This is a genomic window from Sphingopyxis sp. H073 (assembly GCF_001468395.1).
Classification (GTDB): domain Bacteria; phylum Pseudomonadota; class Alphaproteobacteria; order Sphingomonadales; family Sphingomonadaceae; genus Sphingopyxis.
Genome location: NZ_LNSG01000016.1, coordinates 17,614 through 41,369, shown reverse-complemented (window position 1 = coordinate 41,369; position 23,756 = coordinate 17,614). Strand labels below are relative to the sequence as shown.

The 23,756-nt window shown below is 65.1% G+C and carries 22 protein-coding genes; 7 read left to right on the top strand and 15 right to left on the bottom strand.

The genetic code is table 11. The features are described 5' to 3' along the window. Positions 1–12: 12 nt before the first annotated feature. Genes ATE64_RS19980 through ATE64_RS19970 form a run of 3 tightly spaced genes read left to right on the top strand, consistent with a single transcriptional unit; the run spans position 13 to position 3,705 of the window. On the top strand, positions 13–852 hold the full coding sequence (locus tag ATE64_RS19980; protein WP_058456556.1) for a transglycosylase SLT domain-containing protein: 840 nt from the start codon (positions 13–15) through the stop codon (positions 850–852). Continuing rightward, the gene (gene flhA / locus ATE64_RS19975) at positions 852–2,969 is read left to right on the top strand and encodes a flagellar biosynthesis protein FlhA (protein WP_058456555.1); all 2,118 of its coding nucleotides are present in this window, start codon (positions 852–854) and stop codon (positions 2,967–2,969) included. Before ATE64_RS19980 ends, flhA begins: the two co-directional genes overlap by 1 nt. Then, entirely contained in the window at positions 2,959–3,705 is a 747-nt protein-coding gene (locus tag ATE64_RS19970) for a FliA/WhiG family RNA polymerase sigma factor (RefSeq protein ID WP_058456554.1), read from the top strand. The genes flhA and ATE64_RS19970 overlap by 11 nt, the downstream gene beginning before the upstream one ends. 43 nt (positions 3,706–3,748) lie before the next feature. On the opposite strand, the gene ATE64_RS19965 is transcribed toward ATE64_RS19970, so the two are convergent. The 4 genes from ATE64_RS19965 to ATE64_RS19950 are packed head-to-tail and all read right to left on the bottom strand — an operon-like array spanning position 3,749 to position 5,632. After that, complete coding sequence (locus ATE64_RS19965; RefSeq protein ID WP_058456553.1) at positions 3,749–4,246, bottom strand: MarR family transcriptional regulator; 498 nt, start codon at positions 4,244–4,246, stop codon at positions 3,749–3,751. 20 nt (positions 4,247–4,266) lie between these two features. Further along, entirely contained in the window at positions 4,267–4,686 is a 420-nt protein-coding gene (locus ATE64_RS19960) for a hypothetical protein (RefSeq protein WP_058456552.1), read from the bottom strand. Between the two features lie 22 nt (positions 4,687–4,708). Then, positions 4,709–5,086, bottom strand: a complete 378-nt coding sequence (locus ATE64_RS19955; RefSeq protein ID WP_058456551.1) for a hypothetical protein — start codon at positions 5,084–5,086, stop codon at positions 4,709–4,711. A gap of 48 nt (positions 5,087–5,134) precedes the next feature. After that, on the bottom strand, positions 5,135–5,632 hold the full coding sequence (locus tag ATE64_RS19950) for a helix-turn-helix transcriptional regulator (RefSeq protein ID WP_058456550.1): 498 nt from the start codon (positions 5,630–5,632) through the stop codon (positions 5,135–5,137). Between the two features lie 170 nt (positions 5,633–5,802). Here ATE64_RS19950 and ATE64_RS19945 point away from each other — a divergent pair, with 170 nt between their 5' ends. Then, a complete protein-coding gene (locus ATE64_RS19945) occupies positions 5,803–6,939 on the top strand; it encodes an aminotransferase class V-fold PLP-dependent enzyme (protein WP_058456549.1) in 1,137 nt (378 codons plus the stop codon). Between the two features lie 208 nt (positions 6,940–7,147). On the opposite strand, the gene ATE64_RS19940 is transcribed toward ATE64_RS19945, so the two are convergent. From ATE64_RS19940 to ATE64_RS19930, 3 genes are read right to left on the bottom strand one after another with little or no spacing between them, the layout of a single operon-like run. Next, entirely contained in the window at positions 7,148–7,576 is a 429-nt protein-coding gene (locus ATE64_RS19940; RefSeq protein ID WP_058456548.1) for a thioesterase family protein, read from the bottom strand. A 12-nt stretch (positions 7,577–7,588) separates the two neighbouring features. Continuing rightward, complete coding sequence (locus ATE64_RS19935; RefSeq protein ID WP_058456547.1) at positions 7,589–8,035, bottom strand: thioesterase family protein; 447 nt, start codon at positions 8,033–8,035, stop codon at positions 7,589–7,591. Positions 8,036–8,048: 13 nt separating this feature from the next. Then, positions 8,049–8,768: a nitroreductase gene (locus tag ATE64_RS19930; RefSeq protein WP_197410190.1), complete on the bottom strand. Its 720-nt coding sequence runs from the start codon at positions 8,766–8,768 to the stop codon at positions 8,049–8,051. A 105-nt stretch (positions 8,769–8,873) separates the two neighbouring features. On the opposite strand from ATE64_RS19930, the gene ATE64_RS19925 reads away from it, so the two are divergent. Continuing rightward, positions 8,874–9,482: a TetR/AcrR family transcriptional regulator gene (locus tag ATE64_RS19925; protein WP_058456546.1), complete on the top strand. Its 609-nt coding sequence runs from the start codon at positions 8,874–8,876 to the stop codon at positions 9,480–9,482. 16 nt (positions 9,483–9,498) lie between these two features. Here ATE64_RS19925 and ATE64_RS19920 read toward each other — a convergent pair whose 3' ends face one another. The 6 genes from ATE64_RS19920 to ATE64_RS19895 all read right to left on the bottom strand — a co-directional run bounded on the left by ATE64_RS19920 (position 9,499) and on the right by ATE64_RS19895 (position 18,397). Then, positions 9,499–10,977: an AMP-binding protein gene (locus tag ATE64_RS19920; RefSeq protein ID WP_058456545.1), complete on the bottom strand. Its 1,479-nt coding sequence runs from the start codon at positions 10,975–10,977 to the stop codon at positions 9,499–9,501. Between the two features lies 1 nt (position 10,978). Then, positions 10,979–12,163, bottom strand: a complete 1,185-nt coding sequence (locus ATE64_RS19915; RefSeq protein ID WP_197410189.1) for a serine hydrolase domain-containing protein — start codon at positions 12,161–12,163, stop codon at positions 10,979–10,981. A 109-nt stretch (positions 12,164–12,272) separates the two neighbouring features. Then, a complete protein-coding gene (locus tag ATE64_RS19910; RefSeq protein WP_082657897.1) occupies positions 12,273–13,589 on the bottom strand; it encodes an MFS transporter in 1,317 nt (438 codons plus the stop codon). Next, positions 13,586–14,866, bottom strand: a complete 1,281-nt coding sequence (locus ATE64_RS19905; RefSeq protein ID WP_058456544.1) for a serine hydrolase domain-containing protein — start codon at positions 14,864–14,866, stop codon at positions 13,586–13,588. The genes ATE64_RS19910 and ATE64_RS19905 overlap by 4 nt, the downstream gene beginning before the upstream one ends. A 1-nt stretch (position 14,867) precedes the next feature. After that, entirely contained in the window at positions 14,868–17,135 is a 2,268-nt protein-coding gene (locus ATE64_RS22070) for a TonB-dependent receptor (RefSeq protein ID WP_058456543.1), read from the bottom strand. A 197-nt stretch (positions 17,136–17,332) separates the two neighbouring features. Further along, positions 17,333–18,397, bottom strand: coding sequence for a helix-turn-helix domain-containing protein (locus ATE64_RS19895; RefSeq protein ID WP_058456542.1), 1,065 nt, complete (start codon positions 18,395–18,397; stop codon positions 17,333–17,335). Between the two features lie 106 nt (positions 18,398–18,503). Between ATE64_RS19895 and ATE64_RS19890 the strand changes: the two genes are divergently transcribed. Both ATE64_RS19890 and fdhD read left to right on the top strand, forming a co-directional pair. After that, positions 18,504–19,817: a TetR/AcrR family transcriptional regulator gene (locus tag ATE64_RS19890; RefSeq protein WP_156416649.1), complete on the top strand. Its 1,314-nt coding sequence runs from the start codon at positions 18,504–18,506 to the stop codon at positions 19,815–19,817. A 55-nt stretch (positions 19,818–19,872) separates the two neighbouring features. After that, a complete protein-coding gene (gene fdhD / locus ATE64_RS19885; RefSeq protein WP_058456540.1) occupies positions 19,873–20,700 on the top strand; it encodes a formate dehydrogenase accessory sulfurtransferase FdhD in 828 nt (275 codons plus the stop codon). Here the strand turns inward: fdhD and ATE64_RS19880 are convergent. After that, entirely contained in the window at positions 20,697–21,347 is a 651-nt protein-coding gene (locus ATE64_RS19880) for a DUF1345 domain-containing protein (protein ID WP_058456539.1), read from the bottom strand. The two genes, fdhD and ATE64_RS19880, sit on opposite strands and share 4 nt — an antisense overlap. 8 nt (positions 21,348–21,355) lie before the next feature. Beyond that, entirely contained in the window at positions 21,356–23,629 is a 2,274-nt protein-coding gene (locus ATE64_RS19875) for an FdhF/YdeP family oxidoreductase (RefSeq protein WP_058456538.1), read from the bottom strand. Between the last annotated feature and the right edge of the window lie 127 nt (positions 23,630–23,756).

The following is a 23,756-nucleotide window of genomic DNA, read 5'->3' as shown; positions in this document are numbered from 1 at the left end:
GGAACCCAAGGCATGAACCTGATCAACCCTTCTGCGACACCTGCTCCTGTTTCCGGGGCGCCCGGCGCCGTTCCCGTACTGGATGCCGTGCAGAATGCATCGGCGCGAACCGGGGTCGATTTCGACTATCTGGTCGATGTCGCGCGGGTTGAAAGCCGTTTCAACCCGACCGCCAAGGCACCGACCTCGTCGGCGCGCGGGCTGTACCAGTTCACCAGGCAGACCTGGCTCGCGACTTTGCATCGCCACGGCGCCGACCATGGGCTCGGCTGGGCCGCGAATGCGATCGGTAAGGATGCATCGGGGCGGTTCAGCATTGCCGACCCGATGCTGCGCGACCAGATCCTCGGTCTGCGCGACGACCCTGTTGCCGCGTCGAACATGGCGGCGGCACTGACCTCCGACAATCAGGACTATATCGAAAGCCGCACCGGGCGCGCCGCCGAGCCGGTCGACCTTTATCTTGCGCATTTTCTGGGGAGCGCGGGCGCCGCCCGCTTCCTCGGCGCGTGGAGCGACAATCCCGACCAGCCCGGCGCGACGATGTTGCCCGACGCCGCAGCAGCCAACCGCCCGGTCTTCTACAACGCCGACGGCAGTATGCGCAGCCTCGGTGAAATCCGCGAATTCTTCCGCGCCAAGCTCGAAGCCGATGGCGGCGCCGGCATGATACCGGGCCCGCCCGCTCCGACGTCCGGCTGGCGCATGCAGATGGCGAGCGCCAGCGGCGCCAATGGCGGCGGGCGCCCGCCGCTCCCGATGATGGATATCCAGCCCATGCCGAAGAAATTGTCGATGGACTTCGCCGCGAGCGCGTATCGCCGCCTCGCCTCGCTGGGGGGGGGCGCCTGATGGGCGACCTGAAACTCGGCAACTGGCCCCGCATCGCGGGCGCCGCGGCCTTGCCCGCGGCGATGTTGATTCTCGTCGCGCTGATGGTGATTCCGGTATCGCCGATCCTGCTCGATATCAGCTTCGTCGCCAACATCATGCTCAGCCTCGCGATCCTGATGGTGGCGATGCAGGCGTCGAAACCGCTCGATTTCTCGTCCTTTCCGACCGTGCTGCTGCTCGCGACGCTGTTCCGCCTGTCGCTGAACGTCGCCTCGACGCGCGTGGTGCTCGTTCACGGACACCAGGGTACGGCATCGGCGGGGCATGTCATCGAGGCGTTCGGCCAAGTGCTGATCGGCGGCGACTATGTCGTCGGGTTGTTCGTCTTTTTCGTGCTGATGATCATCAACCTGGTCGTCATTACCAAGGGTGCGGGCCGTGTCTCCGAAGTGTCGGCACGCTTCACCCTCGACGCCTTGCCCGGCAAGCAGATGGCGATCGACGCCGATCTCAACGCCGGTCTGCTCACCCCCGACGAAGCGAAGGCGCGCCGGCAGGAAGTGGCGACCGAAGCCGACTTCTACGGCTCGATGGACGGCGCCTCGAAATTCGTGAAGGGCGACGCCGTTGCCGGCTTGCTGATCCTGTTCGTCAATATCGTCGGCGGGTTGATCCTCGGCATTTTCAGCCACGGCCTCTCCTTCTCCGAGGCCGGCAGCACCTATGTCACGCTCGCGATCGGCGATGCACTCGTCGCGCAGATTCCCGCGCTGCTCCTCTCGATCGCCGCCGCCGCGATCGTCACCCGCGTTTCGTCGCCGCACGATCTGTCGGGCCAGATCGGCAGCCAGTTCGCTTCGCCGCATGTGTGGTTCGCGGTGAGCGGCGTGCTTTTCGTGCTCGGCCTCGTCCCCGCGATGCCGCAGTTGCTGATCCTTCCCGCCTCGGCCATCGCCGGCACGATCGGCTGGCAGCTGCGCAAGGCCGCACAGGTCGCCGAAGCCGCCCCGCCGTCCGCCGCGCCCGCGCCCGACCCGCACCATATCGAATGGGCGGACGTCAGCGACGTCGGGCCGTGCCAGCTCGAAATCGGCTATGCGCTCGTTGCGCTCGTCGACGAGCGCAAGGGCGCGCCGCTGATGACCCGCATCACCGGCATCCGCCGCCAGCTGTCGAAGGAGCTGGGTTTCGTGATCCCGCCGGTGAAGGTCACCGACGACCTGTCGCTGCCGGGCAACGCCTATCGCATCGCGGTTGCCGGGGTGATCGTCGGCGAGGACGAGGTCTATCCCAATGAGATGCTCGCGCTTGACGCCGGCGACCTCGTCACCACGGTACCCGGCCGACCGTGCAAGGATCCCACCTTCGGGCTCGACGCGCTGTGGATTCCCAAGGCGTCGCAGAATGACGCGATCGCCGCGGGCTATACCGTCGTCGATCCGTCGACGGTCGTCGCGACGCACCTCAACAACAGCATTGTCGCCTCGGCGTCCGAGCTGTTCGGGCTCGACGATGCGCAGGCGTTGATCGACAATCTGAAGACGCATTATCCGCAGCTCGCGCAGAGCCTGAGCCCGCAGGGCTATGCGCTGCCGCGCGTCGCCGCGCTGTGCAAGGCGCTGCTCGTCGAGCGCATCCCGCTGCGCGACTTCCGCAAGATAGCCGAGGCGATGGTGGCGATCGCCGGCCAGCAACTGGGCGATGCCGACCTGATCGAGGCGGTGCGCCAGCGCATCGGCGCGCTGATCGTCCAGACGATCGTGCCCAGCCGGATGCCGCTGCCCGTGGTGACCTTCGCCCCCGAGATCGAGGTGCTGCTGAATCAGGCGGTGCGCGCGAATCCGGGTGCCGAATGGCCGTTCGAGCATGGCATGGCGATGAAGATCATCGAACAGATCGGCGACGCGGTCGAACCGCTGCTGCTTTCGACACGCAGTTTTGCGCTCGTCGCCTCGCCGCTCTGCCGTTCGGCGCTGTCACGGCTGGTACGCGCGACCTTCCCCGACGTCGCGGTCATTTCATACCTCGAAATCCCGGCAAACAAGGCGACCGAGATCGTCGCGACGATCGGCGCCGAAGTCCCGCGCCTGAACGCTCCCGATGCCCAGATGAAGGACGAGCCCCATGAAAACTGAGCCCGCCGATCAATTTGCGGCGGCCAAGGCCCGCGCTCCGCGCCTCGGCGGTTATGGCGAGAGCGCCGAGACGCTGATCGAGGAATATGCGCCGCTGGTGCGCAAGATCGCCTGGCAGGTGCATTCGCGCGTGTCGCGCACAAGTGACCTTGAGGATCTGATCCAGGTCGGGCTGATGGCCTTGATCGAGGCGAGCCGGACCTATGAGGAGCGCGGCTTCGCCTTCACCACCTATGCCACTACGCGCATTCGCGGCGCGATGATCGACCAGCAGCGGCGCGAGGCCGATGTCGGGCGTTCGGCGATGGCGGCGGCGCGGCGATTGCAGCAGACGCGCGCCACGCTCGAACAGAAGCTGATGCGCGCGCCAACGGCGGCGGAGATGGCCGAGGCGTTCGGTCTCTCGGCCGAGGACTATTTCGCACTGGAAAAGAGCGCGACGCATGGCCGCTCGACGTCGCTCGACGAGCTCGTCGACGAGGGGAGCTTCCTCTTTGCCGACGACCGGCCGGGCGCCGGCGAAGCGATCGAGCAGGACGGTCTGCTCAGGGCATTGCAATTATGCGTCGGCCGGCTTGGCGAGCGCGAACAGCTCATCCTGCAGCTCTATTTCTTCGAAGAGCTGAATCTGCAGGAGATCGGGCTGACGCTCGACGTCAGCGCGGCACGCGTCTGCCAGATCAAACGCGATGCGATGGCGAAGATCGAACGGATGATGCGCGACATGACCGAATGAGGCCGGCGGCGGGAGGGGTGTGCCGCCAACCTCACCCCGGCAATCACGCGGCGCGGGTGTACCCGTTGCGCATCGCCGTACCGAATTTCTCGAAATAGCTCGCCATCTTCTCGGTGCCTGCCTCGGTCAGGCGGACGAGCGATCGACGACGATCGCGCTCGTCGATCGACCGTTTGACGAGACCCTGCGCTTCGAGCGCCGCGATCATCCGCAGCCCCGACGACAGGGGAACGCCCGCGCCGGTCGCGAGGTCGCTGGCGCTGAGCGTGCGGCCGTTCGCGTTGGCGAGCATGAGGTCGAGCATCATGTCCCACGTCGGCCCGGACATTTGCGCGGTGCCGAAGTGCGTCCGGCGCATTCGCCGGACCTGGATGCTGAGCGCGAGCTGGTCGACCAGCCGCGGCTGCGCCTCGGCTGTCGGCAGGACGAAGCCTGAAACCGCCGCTTGCGCCTGCTCGTCGCCACCCTTCGCCAGCATGTCGTGAATCTGGTCGATGCGCGAGCGTATTTCCGCAATTTCCTGATTCGAGAATTGCTGCATGTATCAAGACCCCTCGGGCACTAAATTCGAGCCCTGGTATCCTCTCTCCGTCTGGTCGAACCCGATGCGTACAGAATGACAAAAAGGATCGGGTAAGAGATATACATTGAAAGCAGCGCGTAGGGACGCGCCAATATCTCCGAAAACATCAGCTTCTGGACGTGACCGAAAATGGCGATCAACTGCCATCCGGTTATCCAATAGGGCCAGAAACGCTGCGTTTTCAATGCGATGACCCAGAAGCTCGCCAAGGCGACGACGTCTATCGCGAAGATACTATATTCAATATGCGACCAGTTCGGTTTCGGTGCCAGAACGGTGGTGCAGACCGAGGCGAGCAATGCGGTGTACGCTGCCCAGCGTTCCAGGGGGCCGCCGCGCCACATCGCGACGGCCACGGTGAGCAGCAGAACCCCATAATAAATCGCCACGGTCCACATGTGGTTTGGTCCACCCAGTTGCTTAGGAAGCCTTCGCCAGCGGGAAGTGCGCGATCTCGGCCATGCCGCGATCTTCACCTGCCTCGACGAGCGACGCTTCGGGCGGCTTGACGCCGGCACCGAACATGCGCGTGCCAAGGCCTACCTGCTTCTGCGTCGCGGTGAGCGCGATGTGCGCGTCGGTCAGCAGCTGGCGAACCTCGCCCGCGGCGGCCAGCGCATTGGCAACCTTAGCCATCGCTTCCTGGCCGACGATGGCCGACATGTTGATATCGCGCCGCGCGGTCGGCAGCGTCGCCGCGAGTTGGGCGATGCGGATCATCGTTTCGTCGATGGCGTCTTCGGCCTGGTGGAGTTCGGAGGCGATCTTCTTCGCCGCGGAAAGTCGTTCGTTCAGCATGTCTTCGGTCCTTGAAAGCGAATGCCGACGGTTTCCCCCCCGCAGCATTCAGGTCAAAACACGACCAAGACCAACAAGGATCGAATAGAGAGCGGAAAATGCCAATATGGTCGCGAAGGCGATCAGGATCGGCCAGATAATCCTTTCCATCAACCCGTGCCGGTTGGCCGGCTGGGACGCGGTAGGAAATGGCGAACCGATGTCGAAAAGCCGCCGGATCGAACTGCGCCCCGCACCGGCTTCATCGGCGGGGACGGCATCGCCTAGGTCGAACAATTGATATGTCAAAGGCTGATATGGCGTAACCTGGTCGAATACACCGTTACGAGCCAGGATCGTCGCGGCCTCTATTCTGTTGGAAACATTAAGTTTTTTTAGGGCGCGCCGCACGCGCTCGTCGACCGTATGCGGCGAAACATCCATAATGCGAGCGATTTCCTTGGAATTTTTGTGCTCGAAAACATGCCGCAACGTTTCAATTTGCGCGGCCGAAAGGAGGCTGATGTAATTGTCTGGATCACCCTGCACGCCTTGGCAATAGAGCATCAGGGGTCGAAATCAAGTTACGCGGAAGCATGATTCGCGTATCATGTTACCCTAAAGTCATCCGGCGAACAGTTTCGCAAACGGGCATACCGTGAACGCAAATTCTGGCTTTGATCAGCCCAAGCAATGGTTCGCTGCGCATACCGGACGGGACTGCTAGAGCATCGCGCATGCCGAACCTCTCCTGTCGCGCCCTTTTCGAGATCCCCGACGATGTCGCCTATTTCAACACCGCGTATAATGCGCCGCTGCTCCGCGCTTCGCGCGACGCGCTCGTATGCGGGGCAGGCGCGAAGTTGCGGCCTTGGGAGCGCGCCCCCGGGGATTTCTTCGCCGATGCCGAAACCCTGCGCGACGTCTCCGCGGCGCTCTTCGGCACCGCCGCTGAGAACTTCGCCATCGTGCCCGCCGCAAGCTATGGCATCAGTACCGCCGCGCGCATTCTCGAGCCGCGGTTGCAAGCGGGCGACCATATCCTGGTGGCCGCGCAGGAATTCCCATCGAATATATTCCCCTGGCAGCGGATCGCCGCCGAGCGCGGCGCGGCCATCCGGACCGCCGGGCGTCCGGCCGATGGCGACTGGACGCGGGCGGTGCTCGCCGCACTCGATCCGTCGGTCCGTATCGCCGCACTCTCGGCGTGTCACTGGACCGACGGCGCCACCTTCGACCTTGTCGCGATCGGCGCGGCATGCCGCGCGAACGGTACGGTCCTCGTTCTAGACGTCACCCAGTCGCTCGGCGCGGCGCCGCTCGACCTCGCTGCCGTACGGCCCGACTTCATGGTTGCGGCAGGCTATAAATGGCTGCTTTGCCCCTACGACTTTTCGCTGCTCTACGTCGATCCGCGTTGGCACGGCGAACGTCCGCTCGAGGAAAGCTGGCTGGCGCGAAGCAATGCGCAGGATTTCACGCGCCTCGCCGATTATTGCGCCGAGTATCGCGCCGGCGCGCGGCGGTACGACGTCGGCGAGACCTGTGTGACGACCGTGTTGCCGGGCGCGATCGCGGCGCTTCGTCAGATCGAACAATGGGGGATTGCGGGTATCGAGGCGCGATTGGGCGCGATCACCGACCGGATCGCGGCCGCCGTCGCGCCGCTCGGCTACGAAATATTGGCCCCGCACTTCCGCAGCCGGCACATCCTTGGCTTGTCGGTTGCCGGAGACCCGCAGGACCTGATCGGGCTTCTGCGTGCGCGCAACATCCATGTCAGCCAGCGCGGGGACGCGATCCGCATCGCGCCGCACCTGCATGTGACGGACTCCGACGTCGATCGTCTGATCGAGGCGCTCGCCGGCGATTAGTCGCGCACAAGGCCGGGACGCGCGGCAAAAGCGCGGACCGATGCCGGCGCGGACGAAGATGTCGCCCGAAATCGCGCGGGCTCTTGCATGCCGCACGGGAAGGTTTTGGGGCTATTCCTTGGCCGTGCCGGACGAGAAGGCGGACCAGAATCAACGCAAACGGGATCAACCCCGCATGATGCAACGCCCGATAATGCCGTGCGCTTTCCTATCCAGTCACCCCGCCCGACGCCAGCTTAGCCGAAGTCCGCGCCGAGAATGCGGCCGCATCAATCACGGCACGCTCGTGAAACCCTTCGCCGATCAGATGGGCTTCATCGTAACAACAAACCCGGAAGCGAAGCTTGCGCCGTTCGAGGGCTTCGAGCACCACCTCGGCGGTCACACGCATGCCAACCGGCGTCGCCGCGGCGTGACTGATATCGACATGCGTGCCCACCGTCGCCTCGCCCTCGCCCAGATAGGGCGCCAGCGCCTCGATGCATGTCGCCTCGATAAAGGCGATCATATAGGCGGTCGCAAAGACCGGCGGCATGTTCGCCATGACGCCAAGCGGCAGCGGGATTTGCGGCACCGTCAGCATAGCATCGACCATGATCGTCGACCGGAATGACAAACCGATGGGTGGGGGTCTCATCTTCGTCTCCTTCTACACCGGATCGGCTGTATGCCCTCCGATCATCGCTGCCGCTCGGCGACGAACATCCTCTTCAAAAGCGCACGCCTTACGCAGCGCCGTGTCGAGGTGAACCCCGGTGATCGCCGATGTCGCCGCGAGGATGCCGTCGGTCGTCCGGACCATCGAATGCTCGAATCGCAGCACCTTTTCGCGCACCTCGACGAGGCGCGAGGTGATGGTGACCGTGTCACCCGCAACCAGCTCTCGCAGATATCGCGTCGTCTGTTCGACCGCCGCCATCCCGCGTCCGTTCGCGGCTAGATAGGCCTGCGTTAGGCCCAGTTCGGCAAAGAGGTTCCACGTCGCTTCGTCGAATTTTCCGGTGTACCACATGACGTTCATGTGGCCCATCTGATCGCAGTGCCATGGATAGACGACGCCGCGGTAGCTCAGCACTTGCGGGGATTCGTCGGTCATTCGGGTCTTGTCCTCATTCACAAAAGGTGGCGAAATCCTCGATCGGGGCGCGGCCCAGATCGAGGTTGTTTTCGGGCGCGGCTTCGTCGGCCCAGCCGAGCGACATGCCGCACACCAGCATCTCGCCTTCGGGGATGCCGAGTTCGGCGCGGATCACGCGGTGGAATTGACACCAGCTCTGCTGCGCGCAGGTGTCAAGGCCGCGCACCTTGGCGGCGAGCATGACGTTCTGCAGGAAGCAGCCATAGTCGAGGAAACTGCCGAGTTCGAGTGCGCGGTCCATCGTGAAGATGATCCCGACCGGCGCATCGAAGAAGAGGAACTGGCGCGCCATCGCGCGCATCCGGCCGTTCATGTCGTCGTGCGCGATGCCGAGTGCGGCGCCGAAGGCCGCCCCGAACGCCATGCGACGCGCAAGGATCGCCTCGGGAAACTCGGTGGGGTAATATCTATACTCTTCTTCCTGCGGCTGCGGGCCGCTGGCGAGCAAAGCGTCCACCGTCGCAGCGCACAACCGGTCGCGCGCGGTGCCGGTGACGACCCACGCCCGCCACGGCTGGATGTTCGTCCCGCTCGGCGCATAGCGTGCCACGTCGAGGATATCGCGAACCATAGCCGCTGGCACCGGGTCTTTGCGGAAGCGGCGGGCGGCATGGCGTGCTCTGATCGTCGCATCGACCATGTCGGTGGCGCCTTCGACGGAGTGCGGTTTCAATTCGGCGGCGGCAAGCATCGGAAAATGTCTCCTGAGCGCATAATGTATAGTGGACGCTATACATTGATTCGTATTAAATGTAAAGTGATTGCTATACTTCCGGGGTTCGACGTGACCGAAACGATGAAAAGGGGTGATGCGAAGCGCGCGGCGCTGATCGAGGCAGCGGCGGCGCTGCTGATCGAAAAGGGGCTCGCCGGAATGACGACACGCGAGATCGCCGAGCGCGCGAAGAGTACGGAGCGCACGCTGTTCAAACAGTTCGGCAGCAAGGAAGGGCTGCTCACCGAAGTGCTCGACCGCGTCGCGATCGAACAACTCGACCAGTCGCTGTTCGTGCAGCTCGAGACCGACCCGCCGCGTACGTGGGACGCCTTCGAGCGATGGAACCGGGCGGTGATCGTCGAGCGCGCGAAGGCACAGGGTACGGGATCGGACGCCGGCCGCATGTTTCTGGTCGAAATCCTTCAAAATCCGACCTTCAAGGCGCGCTACAGCCCGGTGTGGTTGTCGCGGCTGTGGCGACCGCTTGTCGCTTGTCTCGACACGTTGAAGGCGGGCGGAGCGATTGCACCCGATGCCGACACCGCCTTTCTCGCGCGATCGTTCCTCAGCCTCCATCTCGGCTATCTGGTCACGCGGCTAAACATCGCCCCGGGGTCCCATTGGGACAGCGAACGCGACGCGGCGCAGCTGGCTGCGCTGTTCCGCGCCGCTGCCGAACGCCGCTAGCCGGGCCACCGCGCGGTCAAGCAGCAACCGCCGCTGCGATCCGCGCTTCGCGAAGCGCGCTCCGCCGCACCTTGCCGGCATCGTCGCGTAGTTCCTCGGCGGTGAATTCAATCGAGCGCGGCATCTTGTAGCGCACCAGCCGGTCGCCGAGGAATGCGAGCAGCGCGTCCGCATTCGGCGTCCGACCCGCGGCGGGGTCGGGACGCACGATCGCATGGACGCGCGCGCCCATATCATCGTCGGGCAGACCGATTACGACCGCGCATTCGACGCCCGGATATTCCATCAACGCATTTTCGATCTCGGCCGGGTAGATGTTCGCGCCGCCCGAAACGATCATGTCGGTGCGCCGGTCGGCGAGATAGAGATAGCCTTCTTCGTCGAGCCAGCCATGATCGCCGATCGATTCATAGCCTCCCGCCGCCTGCTTCGCCGCGGCGCCGAGATAGTGATAGGTTGAGCCCAGACCACCCGGCGGGAGCAGGAATATTTCGCCGATCTCGCCCTGCGGCACCGGCTGCCCGTCCTCACCGAGAATGCAAATCTCGCACTCGACGGCGCGGCCCACCGAGCCCCGATGCGCCAGCCATTCCTCGCCGCTGATCACCGTCGCTCCCTGGCGTTCGGTGCCGCCATAATATTCCCAGATCTTCTCGGCCCCGATCCAGTCGATCCATTCCTGCTTAAGCCACGGCGGCATCGGTGCCGCCATATGCCACACCCGTTCGAGCGACGAGAGATCGGCGCCCGCGCGAATTTCGTCGGGAAGCTTCGCGATGCGGTTCATCATTGTCGGGACGAACACGACCCACGCGACCTTGTGCGATTCGATCAATGCAAGCGCCTGCGCCGCGTCGAATTTGGTCATGCCAACCAGGCTGTTCCCGCGGCCCAGCGCGATGTGCGAGAATGCAAAGGGGGCATTGTGATGGCACGGGCCGGGGTTCAGCACGACCTTGCCCTCGGGCAGTCCCATCGTCGCCGCGACCGACAGGTCAACGACGCCGGGCTGATGATCGACAATGATCTTTGGCCGACCCGTCGATCCGCCCGAAGGCATCGCCTTCCAATGTTTCGGGACGCGCGTCGGAAACGGAAGGTCGCAGCCGCCGTCGAGACCGAAGGATACGGGCATGGCCTCGATCGCCACGGCGAGTGCCGCATCGGCCGCGATGATCATCCGCGGCCGCGCAAGCGCGACGATCGCCTTGATCTCGGCCAGCGGCAGCTTCGAAGAGACGACGCAGGGCGTCGCGCCGCATTTCCAGATCGCGAAGGTCAGCTCGTACAGCGCATTGCCGTTCGGCAGCGACAGCATGACGATATCGTCGTCGCGGACTCCTTGCGCGGCAAGCGCCCAGGCGCGGCGGTTCGCGCGCCGTTCGAGCTCGGCCCATGTCATGACCTCGCCATTATGTTCGAGCGCCCAGCGATCGGGGCCGAACTGGCGCGCATAGTGGCCGGGAACATCGCCGATCGGAAGCAGGTCGCCCACGTCAGCGCCCCAGGCTCTGATAGGCCGCCTCGATGATGCGGCTACCGCGGACCGATTCGCCCGGGCCTTCGACGAAGCGGTTCATCACGAAGGCGACCGACATGCGTTCGTCGAAATCGACAAGGCAGGATGAGCCGCCCTGGCCGCCCCAATAGGCGACGCGGTGCCCCGGACGATTCTGGCGCAGCGGCGATTCGAGCGCGAAGCCCATGCCCCATTTGACCGGCAATCCAAGGAGCAAATCGATGCCGTCGGCCTGCACTTCGAGCGCCCGCAAGCGCCCGGCATCGGACAACAGCGTGACGCCGTTGGCGCTGCCGCAGGCGAGCGCCGAATGGACCGTCGCGACCGACCGCGCGTTCCCCTGCCCGTTCGCAGCGCCGATTTCGGCGCGTCGCCAGTCGCTGGTCGTCGAGAGTCTGGGGCTGAGGACGGGATTGAGTCCGACACGCTCGGCGATCGGATTGCCCGATGGCAATTGCTTCGGCGTCGCCTGGACGAAGCTGGCGATGCGATGATCCTCGCTGGCATCGATCCCGATATGATAGTCCGCACCGAGCGGCCCCGCGACATGGTCCGCGAAATAGCGGCCGAGCGTCTTGCCGGTGATACGTTCGATCACCCCGCTGATGAGATGCCCCTGCGTGATCCCGTGATAGCCCGACGCAGTGCCGGCCTCCCACCACGGAGCCTGCGCGGCGAGCAGCGCCTTGCTCTTTTCGAGGTCGTAGACATCGGCCCAGCTGACATCTTCGGTCCATCCGGCGAGGCCCGACGTATGGCCGAGCAGCCAGCGAACGGGGATTTCAGCTTTTCCTTCGGCCGCGAACTCGGGCCAATATTTAGCAACCGGCGCGTCGAGATCGAGGTCGCCGCTGTCGGCCAGGACGAGCGCCGCCATCGCGGTCATCGTCTTCGTCGTCGAATGGGTGGTGATGATCGTGTCGCGATCCCAGGGGCGGTCGAAGTCGGCGTCGAAATAGCCGCCCCAGATGTCGACGACCGGTTCGCCATCGACAAAGACCGCGACCGACGCCCCCACATCCTCGCCCATCGCGAAGCTGAACTCGAGCGCTTGCCTCACCGGTTCGAAGCGCGTGTCGCAATGCCCCTTGATCTTCGCATTTTCGAGATGCGGATAGCTTTCAGGCGCCGTCGATATCGACGGATTCCACTTGGCAGTCACGTGTCGTCTCCCATTGCGCCGCACATCCGGGCCGACGCTATATTTGGAAAGCTGGCTCGCCGGCGCCGCCGCCGCCACGCCAATCACCCGACGCTTTTTGCCAAAGCGGTCAGCCTTCGATGTCGCGGACGAGCGCGGGGCGCCCCGCCCAGAAGGCGATCGCCGCGAGCGGCCCACCGATCGCCGACCAGGCGAGCGCGAGGCGCAAGCCTTCGCTGCCGCCGATCGCGTCGCTGAGGATGCCGACGCTGAGCGGCCCAACCCCGAGCGCGACGAAATTGACGATCAGAAACAGCACCGCCGAGGTCGTCGCCCGCATCCGCACGGGCACGATGCTCTGCGCTCCGGCCAGAACCGGCGCCATCGCAAAGCTCGAAATGACGATACCGAGCGAGAGGAAGCCGAGCGCGGTGAGCGGCGCGGCGATCATCGCTGCGGCGACGAAGCAAGGGGTGCTCGCAAGCGAAGCCAGCGCGGGGACGCCGAGGTAGGCAGCAGGGTCGCGCGCGCGCAGCCGATCGGTGATCATTCCGCCGACGATGACCCCCAACGCGCCGGCTGCTCCGAACGCGAGGGCGAGCATGGCGCCGACGACGCTCGTCGCGCCGAGGCCGGGACTTAAGCGCGCAGCCAGCGCCTCGAGTTCGGGCGTGTGGTTGCGGATCAGCAGCGAGCCGAAAAAGGCACCGAAAGCGAGCGTCGTCGTCGAAACGAAGGACGAACCCGTGACGAACATCCAGAAGCTGAACTTGTGCGCGAGCACGCCGAGCGCCTCGCGCGCCGACGGCACCGCATCGTCGGCGCCGATCGCGGGCCGCGGATCGCGCAGCGTGAACAGCATCAGGAGCGCGAGGACAATACCGGGGAAACCGGCGAGCACAAACGCCCAGCGCCAGCCGAAAGCGTCGGCCGCAATCCCGCCGCACGCAAGCCCGATCAGCGCCCCGAGCGGCTGGCCCGAACCGACGAGCGCGAGCGCTCGGGCACGCTTTTCGGGCGGCGTGATGTCGGTGACGAGCGCATGCGACGCGGGACCGCTTCCCGCCTCGCCGACCCCGACCAGGACGCGCGCGACGAACAACTGGACAAAGCTCTGCGCCGCACCGCAGACCATCGTGAACAGACTCCACAGCGCCATGCAGCCGCCGAGCAGCAGCGGCCGCCGCATCCGTTCGGCGAACCGCGCGAGCGGCAGCGCCATCGTCGCGTAGAAGAGCGCGAAGGCGAGCCCGGTCATCAGCCCGATCTGCGTATCCGATAAACTGAGATCGCGGCGGATCGGTTCGACGAGAACATTCAGAATCTGGCGGTCGACCGCGCTGAGCGTGCTCGCGCCGAGCAACAGCGCGAGCGCGTAGCGATGGCCGCCTGCCTGTGCCGGAACCATCGTGGCAACCTTTTCCATGGGGAGATCGGGTGTGGTCATCGCGCGCTCCCCGCACGCAAGGCTTCATAAACGAAGCGCGAGAATGGCGCAAAATAGGGTGCGGGCGAGTTGATGGTCTGGGTGAAGAAGACCGCCGCGAGCTCGAGTTCGGGATCGACCCAGAAGCGCGTTCCCGCCGAGCCGCCAAAGCTGAAGCTTCCCTGCCCGCCTGCGTCCCTCGCAAGCTCGGGTTCGCGCACGACGACAACGCCCATCCCCATGTCGAGGCCGACGCCCCGCTCGTCGAGCGGCATTTTCATCATGGCATGTCTGCCGAGCCGGTCGATGACGCGCCCGCGGCGGAGTTCGGCGACGCTTTCGGGCTTCAATACGCGCGCCTCGCCGAGTGCGCCCTTTCGGGCGAGCATCATCGCAAAGCGCAATACGTCGTCGACCGTCCCGGCGAGCCCCGCGCCGCCGAGGTCGGCGCTCGGCTGCCGCGTCACGTCGAGGGGGTGAAAAGTCGGACCACCCGGCCGCGGAAAGCGCATCGTCGTGCATTCTTCGAGCCCGCCGGTGTAGGGCTGCGCAGCGTAGAGCTTGACCAGCCGGTGCTGCTCGTCGTGCGGCACGAAAAAGCCGGTGTCTGTGGCGCCGATCGGATCGAAGAGATGCGTCTTCAGAAAATCGGCATAGCGCATCCCGCTGACGATCTCGACGATCCGGCCGAGGACCGCGAGACCCTCGCTGTAGTTCCACGCCGTGCCGGGTTCCGCGATCAGGGGCAATGACGCCAGCTTGTCGACATACTCCGCGAGCGTCGGCTGCTGCGCCTCGCGCGTCCCCTCCTGCAGGCCGTTGGCGAGATAGAGATCGGGCACGGGCCCCGCGAAGAAGCCCGAGGTCAGCCCCGACATATGCGTGACGAGGTGGTCGATCGTGATCGCCGTCCTGGCCGGAACCAGCCCGGTCTCGGTCCAGACCTTCATGTTCGCGAAGGCGGGAATATAGTCGGCGACCGGATCGTCGACACGGATCAGCCCCGCCTCGACGAGAATCATCGCCGCGACCCCCGAATAGGCCTTGGTCAGCGACAGCAGCCGGTAGATGCTGTCGGCCTCTATCGGCCGGCCGGTCTCGCGATCGGCCCAGCCCATATGTCCGCGGGCGAAGACCTGACCCTTGCGCGCCAGCGCATAGGCCATGTTGGGCATCAACCCGCCCCCGACCATTTCGCCATAGAAACGATCGATACGGCCGAGCGCGTCGGGACAGAAGCCCGCCGAGCGCGCGTTGCTTGTCGGCAATTGCACGGCGGGCTCCAGCAAGGTCGCCATTTTAGAAGGTCGCGCCGAAGCGAACGCCCCAGGTGCGTGGCGGCAGATAGGTGCCACGCGGCAGGAAGAGCGCGAAGGAGGGGTTCGTCTCCTTGTCCGCGGCGACGTCGTTATTCTCCAGATTGTCGACATAGCCGGTGACCGAGAAGCGCTTGGACCGGTCGGTCCACACGATGCGCGCACCGCTCCGCCAATAGGAGCCGATGACATAGGGCTGGTCGTTGAACGGCCGCGTGAACTGCTTGCCGACCCAGGAGGTGTTGAAGCGCGCCGTCAGCGTGCCGACCGACCCCAGATCGAAGCTCTGTTCGAGCCCACCGCTCAATTTCCATTCGGGCGAACGGGTGAGGCGGTTCCCCGCAACATTGATCGGACAGGCGGTCGCCGGCGGCACGGGCGTGCAGGCAAAGGGCGTTCCCGTCGCCAGCGGATTGGTTTCGTCGACCGACGAGAAATCCTTATATTTGGCGCTGAGGTAGGTGAGCGCGAATTCGAAGCGGGTCCGGTCCACCGGCTCGGCGTTGAATTCGACCTCTACCCCTTTCGATACCGCAGAGGCGGCGTTTTCGAGGAAGCTCACCCCGACCGGCGGGCGGCGATATTCCTGCTTGTTCTTGTAATCGTATCGGAAGGCCGAAAGATTGAAGGTGACGCGCCGGTCGAACCACTGGCTCTTCAGGCCGATCTCGGCTGCGTCGACGGTTTCGGGGTCGTAATCGTTGCCGTTCGAGCCGCCCGCCTGGTAGCCGCCCGCCTTGTAGCCGGTCGAGTAACTGCCATAGAGCATCAGGTCGCTCGTCGGATACCAGTTGACGCCGAGCTTGTAGTTGAACTGGTCCCAATGCTTTTTGTACGGCCCCGAATGGATCGGTCCGCCCGTCGCAGGGTCGAACAGCCCCAGGCCCGGCGCAAACGTATCTTCCTCGAGCCGCTTCTTGTCGTATGTGTAGCGCGCACCCGCAACGACCTGCAGCTTGTCGGCGACATAATAGTCGGCCTGACCGTAGGCGGCGTAGGAAGAGCTGTCGAAGACGTTGGGCCCGAAGGTCAGGATCTGCCCGTTCGGGATGATCAGCCCCAGATAGTTGAACAGGACGGGCAACGTATATTGCGAATTTTCGCGATAATAGAAGAGCCCGCCGACCCACGACAGCGGCCCATTGCCGTTGGAGGCCAGCTGCAGCTCCTGCGTAAGCGTCTCGAAATCGAGCGTGATGTCCTGTTCGGCAATGTTCAGCGGCGACAGGTCGAGATCGAAGTCCAGGTTCTTGAGGCTGTTGTTGCTGTACCCGGTGATCGACTTCAGCGTCGCGAAGCCGAGATCCCAGCTGGTATCCGCGAAAAATCCATAAGTCACATCTTCCTTCGTGGGATCGATGTTGAAGGCAACGACCTGGCCATCGGCTATCGAAGGGTTCACCGTGGTCGCCGCCGCCGGGTAGAGTGCGTAGATGAGTGGCGACCAAGTGTAGGGCGCCTGCGGGCTGAGCGTCGCCGACGTGCTGTCGTCATGATAATAGAAGCCGCTGACATTGATCTGGAGCCGCTCGGACAGGTCGAAGGACAATGCGCCGCGAATGCTCGTATAGTCGCTGTCGTTGAGGTCGCGGCCGGTGACGATGTTCGTGATATAGCCGTCGCGCTTTTCGTTCGACAATGCGAGCCGGAAGCGCAGCCGATCGGAGATCGGACCGCCGACGGCCGCCTGGAACAGCCGCTTGTCATAATTGCCGAGCGTCAGCGACACGCTGCCCTCGAACACGCCGCTCGGCTTCTTGGTGATGATGTTCACCGCCCCGCCGACGGCATTGCGCCCATAGAGCGTGCCCTGCGGCCCGCGCAGCACCTCGATCCGTTCGATGTCGAACAGGTCGCGGGTCAGGAAGCTGCCCGCCTGGAGATAGTGGCCGTCCATGTTGAGCGAGACGCCGGGATCGCCGCCGATCACCGGATTTTCCGCTCCCACGCCGCGCAGGATGAGGCGCGAGTTGTTGAGCGTATTCGCCGACATCGTCAAACCGGGGGTCGAATATTGAAGATCCTCGATGGTGCGAATGCCGCGCATCTCGAGCTGCTTTTCGTCGAGCGCGGTGATCGCGATTGGTACGTCCTGCAGCGACTGCGCGCGCTTCTGCGCGGTCACGACGATTTCAGTGTCGCGGCTGTCGGCGGCATCGGCGGTGTCAGCCGCTTCGGCGGCCGCCGCCTGCGGAACAAGCGCCGCGACGGTCGCGAGCAACAGGAATTTCTTGTGCGAAAAGGCACGCATATCACCACTCCCCAAAGTTTATCGGTTTCGCGGGATGGTGCGGCGAGCAAGGCCTGGCGACAACGCCAACTATCCGACCTTTTGCGCCGAATACATGGCGCAAATGCGTCGATTCCGAGGGCATGGCGACCCACCGGGGAAAGCCGGCACAGCTATCGGAAAAGGATCGCGCCGGCCGGGCGCCAAGGCGTTGCCGGTCAGGCCGCGACGGGTGTTTCACGACATGTCGCGCGAAACTCGCGCGGCGCCTTGCCCATGTGGCGCAGAAACACGCGGCGAAAGACGTCGGCCGACGAAAAGCCGAAGCGATGCGCGATGCGTTCGATCCGCCCGTCGCCCGCTTCGAGCGCCTGCCGCGCCGCCTCGACGCGCATACGCTCGACCGTCTTGGCAGGGGAGCTGCCGACGACTTCGGTATAGCGGCGCACGAAATTGCGCGTGCTCATGCCGACATGCGCCGCAAGCTGTTCGAGGCGGAGATCGGCGCCGAGATTGTCGGCGATCCACTGGTGCAGCCCGTCGAAGATATCCTCCTCGACCGATTGCGCGCGAAGCAATGTGCTGATCTGCGGCTGGTCGGCGCCGCGCCGGTTGACGACGACGAGCTGGCGCGCGATCCGCATCGCCACGCCGCGCCCAAGATCCTCTTCGACCATCGCGAGCCCGACATCGACTGCCGAGCTGCTGCCCGCCGCCGTCCAGAACCGGCCGTCGCGGACGAAGGTGGTGCCATGCTCGACCCGCGTTTCGGGATAATCGGCCTCGAGCGTCGCCGCGACGTCCCAACGCGTCACCGCGCGCCGACCCTCGAGCAGACGCGCCGCGGCGAGCAGAAACACCCCGCCGCCTGTCGCGCAGACGCGCCGCGCGGCGAGGGAATGGCGCCGCATCCACGCCAGCGTTCCGTCCTGCACGCTCCAAGGGACGATCCCTGCGCCGCCGGGAATGATCAGCGTATCGATCGGGTCTGCGGGATCGGGCTCGCCGAGTTTCTCGGTGACGACATGGCCGCCCGAAATCATCCGTACCGTTCCGGCGGAGGGCGCGACGATCGAGAGCCGGTACGGCCATTCGTCGCCGAAAATGAGGTCGGCGGGCTTCCCGCGCCCGAGGATTTCGCTGGCGCGTGCAAAAGGTTCGCTGATCCCGAATATGTCTAGCGCGTTCGCGCCGTCATAGGCGAGAATCGCGATCCGCCGGGCGCGGACGGGTTCGCAGGCGGCGAGCCCCGCGTCAGGTTGCCTTTTCCTGCGGTCTTGCATGGATGTGTTCATCGCTTGCGGCCTGTTTGCTTGCACCTTACTCCCGCAGCAATTAATATCACAAAATATCCTTTATGCAATGAAACGAAAATAAATAGGCAAGCGATTGGCTGAACAGGTAAATTCTCCCGCGATGGCGAAGGACGGAAGCGCGCCCAAGCGCAAACGCGGCGCGCCGCGCAAGGCGACTCGCGGGCAGGTGCTCGACATCGCGACGCGGCTGATCAACCGCCGCGGTGTCGTCGCGACGCTGCTCGCCGACGTCGCGCGCGAGATCGGGGTGACGCGCATGGCGATGTACCAGCATGTCGCCGACCGCGAGGATCTGGTCTTCCAATGCTATGTGCAAAGCTGCGACCGGCTCGACGACGAGGTTGCGCAGGCGGCAAGCACCGCGGGCGGCGCGATCGAACAGATACGCGTGATGCTCCGGCGTCTGCTCGGCCCCGAAGCCCCCGCGCTGTGCGCGATCGTCGAGCCGGGCCTGCTGCCGGAGGATAAAAGGCGTGAGGTCGAACGGCGGTTCGACGCGGTGATCGCGCGCATCGTCGCCCTGCTCGACGCCGGGCATCGCGACGGGATCGTGCGCGCCTGCGATTTCGAGATCGTCGCGCGTGCACTGATCAACACGCTCTTCTGGGCGCCGCTTGCCATGCTGTGGAACCGGCGGCGGCTCGAGATCACCGGTCCGTCGATGCTGCAATCGGCCGAGTGCCTGTTTTTCGACGGCTGGGCGAGCGATCGCAGCGCGGCGGTCGAATACCGGCCGCTCGATATCGAGACGTTGACCAGCCCGGTCGCCGATGCGTTCGATCGTGCCGCCGTAGGCGACGCGAAGCGCGAGCGGATTCTGGCCGCGGCATCGCGCCTCTTCAACAGCAAGGGAATCGATTCGACGACGCTTGAGGACATCGCGGCCGCCATCGGGGCGACCCCACGCACCCTCTATCACAATGTCGGCGACAAGGAGACTTTGGTCGCCGAATGCTATTTCAGGATGATGCGGATGGGCATCCATCTGCAATCGGCGGCGTTCGATCAGCCGGGGCCGAAATTGCCCGGCTACATCGCCTTCCAGAAAGCCTGGGCGCTGACGCAGATGCGCGCGGACCTGTCGCCGCTGATGCCACTTGCCGGTTTCGAAATGCTTAGCGCGCAGCATCAGGCGCGTTTCTATGGCTACGCCGACGAGCTCACGGTGCTGACGCTGGCGCACGTCCAGCAGGGCGTCGTCGATGGGAGTATGCGGCCGATCGGCACCTTCGCGACGGCACTGCAAGCGGGCGTCCTCGGCTGGCTTGCGCGGGCGAGTTATACAGATGCTGCCCAGCAGGAACATGTCGCGCGCGAAATCGCGATGCTGCTCGCGGTCGGGATCAGGGCGATCGAACGCGAGCCGGCCAACGCGGTGCATTTCTGACCGGCATGTTCCGCTGGTCCGCGCGCGGCGCGCCGCCTATAGGCTGGACCCTATAATGAGCGCGCAGGACAGCAAAGCCGGCCCCGTCGGCGCATCGACCACCGACCGCGGCGTCCGCCGGATCGGTCTTGCCGAGCGCGGCGATTCGGACCTGACGCGCGCGCTCGCGATCGAGGCGCCGGTGTCGGTCGAGGTCTCCGGCATCGGCTACGCGGTGATGATGGCGACCCCCGCCGATCTCGAGGACTATGCGCTCGGCTTCGCGCTCGCCGAGGGGCTGGTCGAGACGCCCGCGCAGCTCACCAAGATCGGCGTCCACCCGATCGAGGGCGGCTGGGCGCTACGCCTCTGGCTCGCCCCCGATCGCGCGCATCTGGCGCTCGAACGCGCGCGCCGCCGGGTCAGCGAAAGCAGTTGCGGCCTGTGCGGGATCGAGAATATCGAGGCGGTGCTGCGCCCGCTGCCGAGCGTCATCGCACACATCGACGTCGACCGGTCCGCGATCGCGCGGGCGCTCGCCGCGCTCGCCGATCACCAGCCGCTAGGCCGCGCGACCGGCGCGGTTCATGCCGCCGCCTTCTGTACGCCGGCGGGCGAGATTCTCTGCGCGCGCGAGGATGTCGGGCGGCACAATGCACTCGACAAACTGGTCGGCGCCCTCGCGCGCGCGGCGATCGATCCGGCGGGCGGCTTCATCCTGCTCTCGGCGCGGTGCAGCTATGAGCTGGTCGAAAAGACCGTGCGCGCGGGCTGTCCGATGCTCGTCACCATCTCGGCGCCGACCAGCCTCGCCGCCGAACGCGCCGCCGCCGCCGGACTGACGCTCGTCGCGCTCGCGCGCGCGGATTCGGCATTGTTGATCAGCGGCGGACCGATAGCTTAGGGGCCACCGAGCGCGTTCACGGTGAACGCCAATATCCCCATGTTGAACACGAACGCCGCCATGCAATGGCCGAGCGCGACGCGGCGCATATGCGCGCCCGATATGGTGACATCGGAGGTCTGAAAGGTCATGCCCAAGGTGAAGCTGAAATAGAGGAAGTCCCAGTAACCGGGTTCCTTGACCCCCGGCACCTCCAGCCCGCCGCGATCGCGACCGCCCTCCTGCAGATAATAGAGATGCGCATAATGGAGCGTGAATACCATGTTCGCGAACAGCCATGCGAGCAGGAGGGTCGCGACGATCAGCACGATATCGCCGCGATCGAGTTTTTCGGGGCTCGCGATCAGCGTCCCGACGGCGAACAGGACGACGAGCGACAGCAGCACCGAGATCGCGAGCAGGCCGGCGCGGTTCGCGTCATTGTCGACGGCGCGACCTCGCATTTGCTCGGCATCGGAACGCAGCAGCGTCAGCGACGCGGCGAGGAAGACGAGCGCCCCCGCGTCAAACCCCATGAGCAGGGCCGTCCGGCTCCCATCGCCAAGTGCCGCCAGCGCGCCGGCGACGCCCGCAAAAACCGCGGCGAAGAGAAGGAAGCGGACCGGCGCGATGTGCCGGCCGACGGCGAGCTTCGCGCGACGCGACATCGGTGGCGTCAGCCCGCCGCCGCGACGATGCGCACGGGGATCGACTTCGCGGCGGGACAGCCGCTGACGCGATCGTAATGATCGAGCGGCAACAGCGGATTGAGCTCCGGATAATAGCCCGCGAGCGATCCGCGCGGCATCGGATAGTCGACCAGCGTCAGATCGCCCACGCGCCGGTCGATCCCGTCGGCGGCGATCGTCTCCAGCGCCACCTTCGCCCCCGCCGCCAGCCCGCGCGCTTCGCGGTCCTCGGCGTTGACGAACAGCACCATCCGGTCGTTGTACACGCCGCGATAGCGATCGTTATAGCTGTAGATCGTCGTATTGAACTGGTCGTGCGAACGGATCGTCGAGAGCCGCAGCATCGCGGGATCGTCGACCGGCGGATCGACAAGAAGGCCTGGCAGGATCTGGAAATTCGCCTTGCCGTTCGGCGTGAGCCACACCAGCCGGCGCGGCGCAACGTCGAGATGAAAGCCCATCGGCGCCTTGATCCGTTCCGAAAAATCCGAATAGAGCGCCGGATAGACCTCGGCAATCTTGTCGCGGATGCGGTCGTAATCGTCGATATAGCCCGCCCAGTCGACGCGGCTTGCGGGTAGCGCCGCCATCGCGATGCGGCACACGATCTCGACCTCGGGCTTCAGGTCGTCACTCGCGCGGTCGAGCACCCCGCGCGAGGCGGTGACGTTCGACATCGAATCCTCGATCGTCACGAACTGTTCGCCCGCCGCGGTCTCGATCCGCTCCGACCGCGCGACGACGGGCAGGATCAGCGCGTCCTTGCCGTGCACGAGATGCCCGCGGTTGAGCTTCGTCGCGATCCCGACGGTCAGGTCGAGCGAGCACATCGCGTCGTAGGCGCGTGTCGTGTCGGGAATCGCGCGGACGAAATTGCCGCCGAGCCCGATGAAGACCTTCGCGGTGCCCGCGAGCATAGCCTCGACCGACTCGATCGTATGATGCCCGTTCTCGCGCGGAGGGTCGAAGCCGAAGACGCGCTGGACCTGGTCGAGATAGGCCTGTGTCGGCTTCTCGTCAATCCCGACGGTACGATCGCCCTGCACGTTGGAATGGCCGCGGATCGGCGAAATGCCCGCACCCGGCCGCCCATAATTGCCCTTGAGCAGCAGGATATTCGCGACCTGCTGGACCAGCTGCGACCCGAACTGGTGCTGCGTCAGCCCCATGCCATAGCAGATGATCGTCGCCTTCGACCGGATATAGATCTCGGCGCAGCGGCGGATCTGCTCCTCCGATATGCCCGATACCGCGACGATTTCGGCCCAGTCCTGCGCCAGTATGTCGTCACGCAGCGCTTCGACGCCCACCGTATGCTCGGCAATGAAGGCGCGGTCGAGGACCGCCTCGCCCGCGGCCTCGCGTTCGAACATGACGCGCATCATGCCCTTGAGGAAAGCAAGGTCGCCGCCGATCCGGATATGGACGAATTCGCTGGCGATCGGCGCCGATCCGAAGGTCGCCATCTGCACGACGTCCTGCGGCTCGGTATAGCGCATCAGCGCGCGCTCGGGCATCGGGTTGACTGCGACGATCGGGCAGCCGCGCTTGTGCGCGTGAAACAGCTGCGTCATCATCCGCGGCGCGTTGGTGCCGGGGTTCTGCCCCATGACGAAGATCGCCTCGGCATGGTCGAAATCGTCGAGGATCACCGTACCCTTGCCGACGCCGATCGCGGGGGGAAGCCCGCGACTGGTCGGTTCGTGGCACATGTTCGAGCAATCGGGAAAATTGTTCGTGCCATATTCGCGCACGAAAATCGAATAGAGGAACGCCGCCTCGTTCGGGGTCCGGCCCGAGGTATAGAATTCGGCCTGATGCGGACTTTCGAGCGCGCGCAGGTGCGATCCGATCAGCGCGAAGGCATCGTCCCAGCTCACCGGCACATAATGGTCGCTTGCCGCGTCGTAGCGCATCGGTTCGGTCAGCCGGCCCTGCATCTCGAGCCAATAGTCCGACTGCTCCATCAGCTCGGATACGCTGTGCTGCGCAAAGAAATCGCGTGTCACACGGAACTTCGTCGCCTCGTGCGCCAACGCCTTCGCCCCATTCTCGCAGAATTCGAGCTTCTTGGTGCAGGTCGCATCGGGAAAGGCGCAGCTCGGGCATTTGAAGCCGCCGGGCTGGTTCATCGACAGCAGCGCGCGCGATCCCTTGGTGACGACGCTCTGTTCGAGGAGCACCTTCGCGGTCGCCGCGGCGGCGCCCCAGCCGCCGGCGGGGGCGTTATAGGTCTGGTAGCGGGCTTTGCCGTCGGCCATCACGTCATCTCCCGAACCTGGATATCGCGCCGGAGTAAAGCACAGCGCCGCGCGCAAGGCCATGCAAACCATGGTAGGATCGGGGAAAATGGATGCGCGGGCGCCACCGTAAAAGCGGCCAGCCCCC

Bases quoted from the DNA above. Each gene is read 5' to 3' on its own strand.
- flhA (WP_058456555.1), top strand. From the start codon at position 852: ATGGGCGACCTGAAACTCGGCAACTGGCCCCGCATCGCGGGCGCCGCG.
- ATE64_RS19905 (WP_058456544.1), bottom strand. From the start codon at position 14,866: ATGGCGACCTTGCTGGAGCCCGCCGTGCAATTGCCGACAAGCAACGCG.
- ATE64_RS19945 (WP_058456549.1), top strand. From the start codon at position 5,803: ATGCCGAACCTCTCCTGTCGCGCCCTTTTCGAGATCCCCGACGATGTC.
- ATE64_RS19960 (WP_058456552.1), bottom strand. From the start codon at position 4,686: ATGTGGACCGTGGCGATTTATTATGGGGTTCTGCTGCTCACCGTGGCC.
- ATE64_RS19940 (WP_058456548.1), bottom strand. From the start codon at position 7,576: ATGAGACCCCCACCCATCGGTTTGTCATTCCGGTCGACGATCATGGTC.
- ATE64_RS19930 (WP_197410190.1), bottom strand. From the start codon at position 8,768: ATGCTTGCCGCCGCCGAATTGAAACCGCACTCCGTCGAAGGCGCCACC.
- ATE64_RS19980 (WP_058456556.1), top strand. From the start codon at position 13: ATGAACCTGATCAACCCTTCTGCGACACCTGCTCCTGTTTCCGGGGCG.
- ATE64_RS19935 (WP_058456547.1), bottom strand. From the start codon at position 8,035: ATGACCGACGAATCCCCGCAAGTGCTGAGCTACCGCGGCGTCGTCTAT.
- ATE64_RS19950 (WP_058456550.1), bottom strand. From the start codon at position 5,632: ATGCTCTATTGCCAAGGCGTGCAGGGTGATCCAGACAATTACATCAGC.
- ATE64_RS19895 (WP_058456542.1), bottom strand. From the start codon at position 18,397: ATGCAAGACCGCAGGAAAAGGCAACCTGACGCGGGGCTCGCCGCCTGC.
- ATE64_RS19965 (WP_058456553.1), bottom strand. From the start codon at position 4,246: ATGCAGCAATTCTCGAATCAGGAAATTGCGGAAATACGCTCGCGCATC.
- ATE64_RS19910 (WP_082657897.1), bottom strand. From the start codon at position 13,589: ATGACCACACCCGATCTCCCCATGGAAAAGGTTGCCACGATGGTTCCG.
- ATE64_RS22070 (WP_058456543.1), bottom strand. From the start codon at position 17,135: ATGCGTGCCTTTTCGCACAAGAAATTCCTGTTGCTCGCGACCGTCGCG.
- ATE64_RS19925 (WP_058456546.1), top strand. From the start codon at position 8,874: ATGAAAAGGGGTGATGCGAAGCGCGCGGCGCTGATCGAGGCAGCGGCG.
- ATE64_RS19880 (WP_058456539.1), bottom strand. From the start codon at position 21,347: ATGTCGCGTCGCGCGAAGCTCGCCGTCGGCCGGCACATCGCGCCGGTC.
- ATE64_RS19875 (WP_058456538.1), bottom strand. From the start codon at position 23,629: ATGGCCGACGGCAAAGCCCGCTACCAGACCTATAACGCCCCCGCCGGC.
- ATE64_RS19955 (WP_058456551.1), bottom strand. From the start codon at position 5,086: ATGCTGAACGAACGACTTTCCGCGGCGAAGAAGATCGCCTCCGAACTC.
- fdhD (WP_058456540.1), top strand. From the start codon at position 19,873: ATGAGCGCGCAGGACAGCAAAGCCGGCCCCGTCGGCGCATCGACCACC.
- ATE64_RS19970 (WP_058456554.1), top strand. From the start codon at position 2,959: ATGAAAACTGAGCCCGCCGATCAATTTGCGGCGGCCAAGGCCCGCGCT.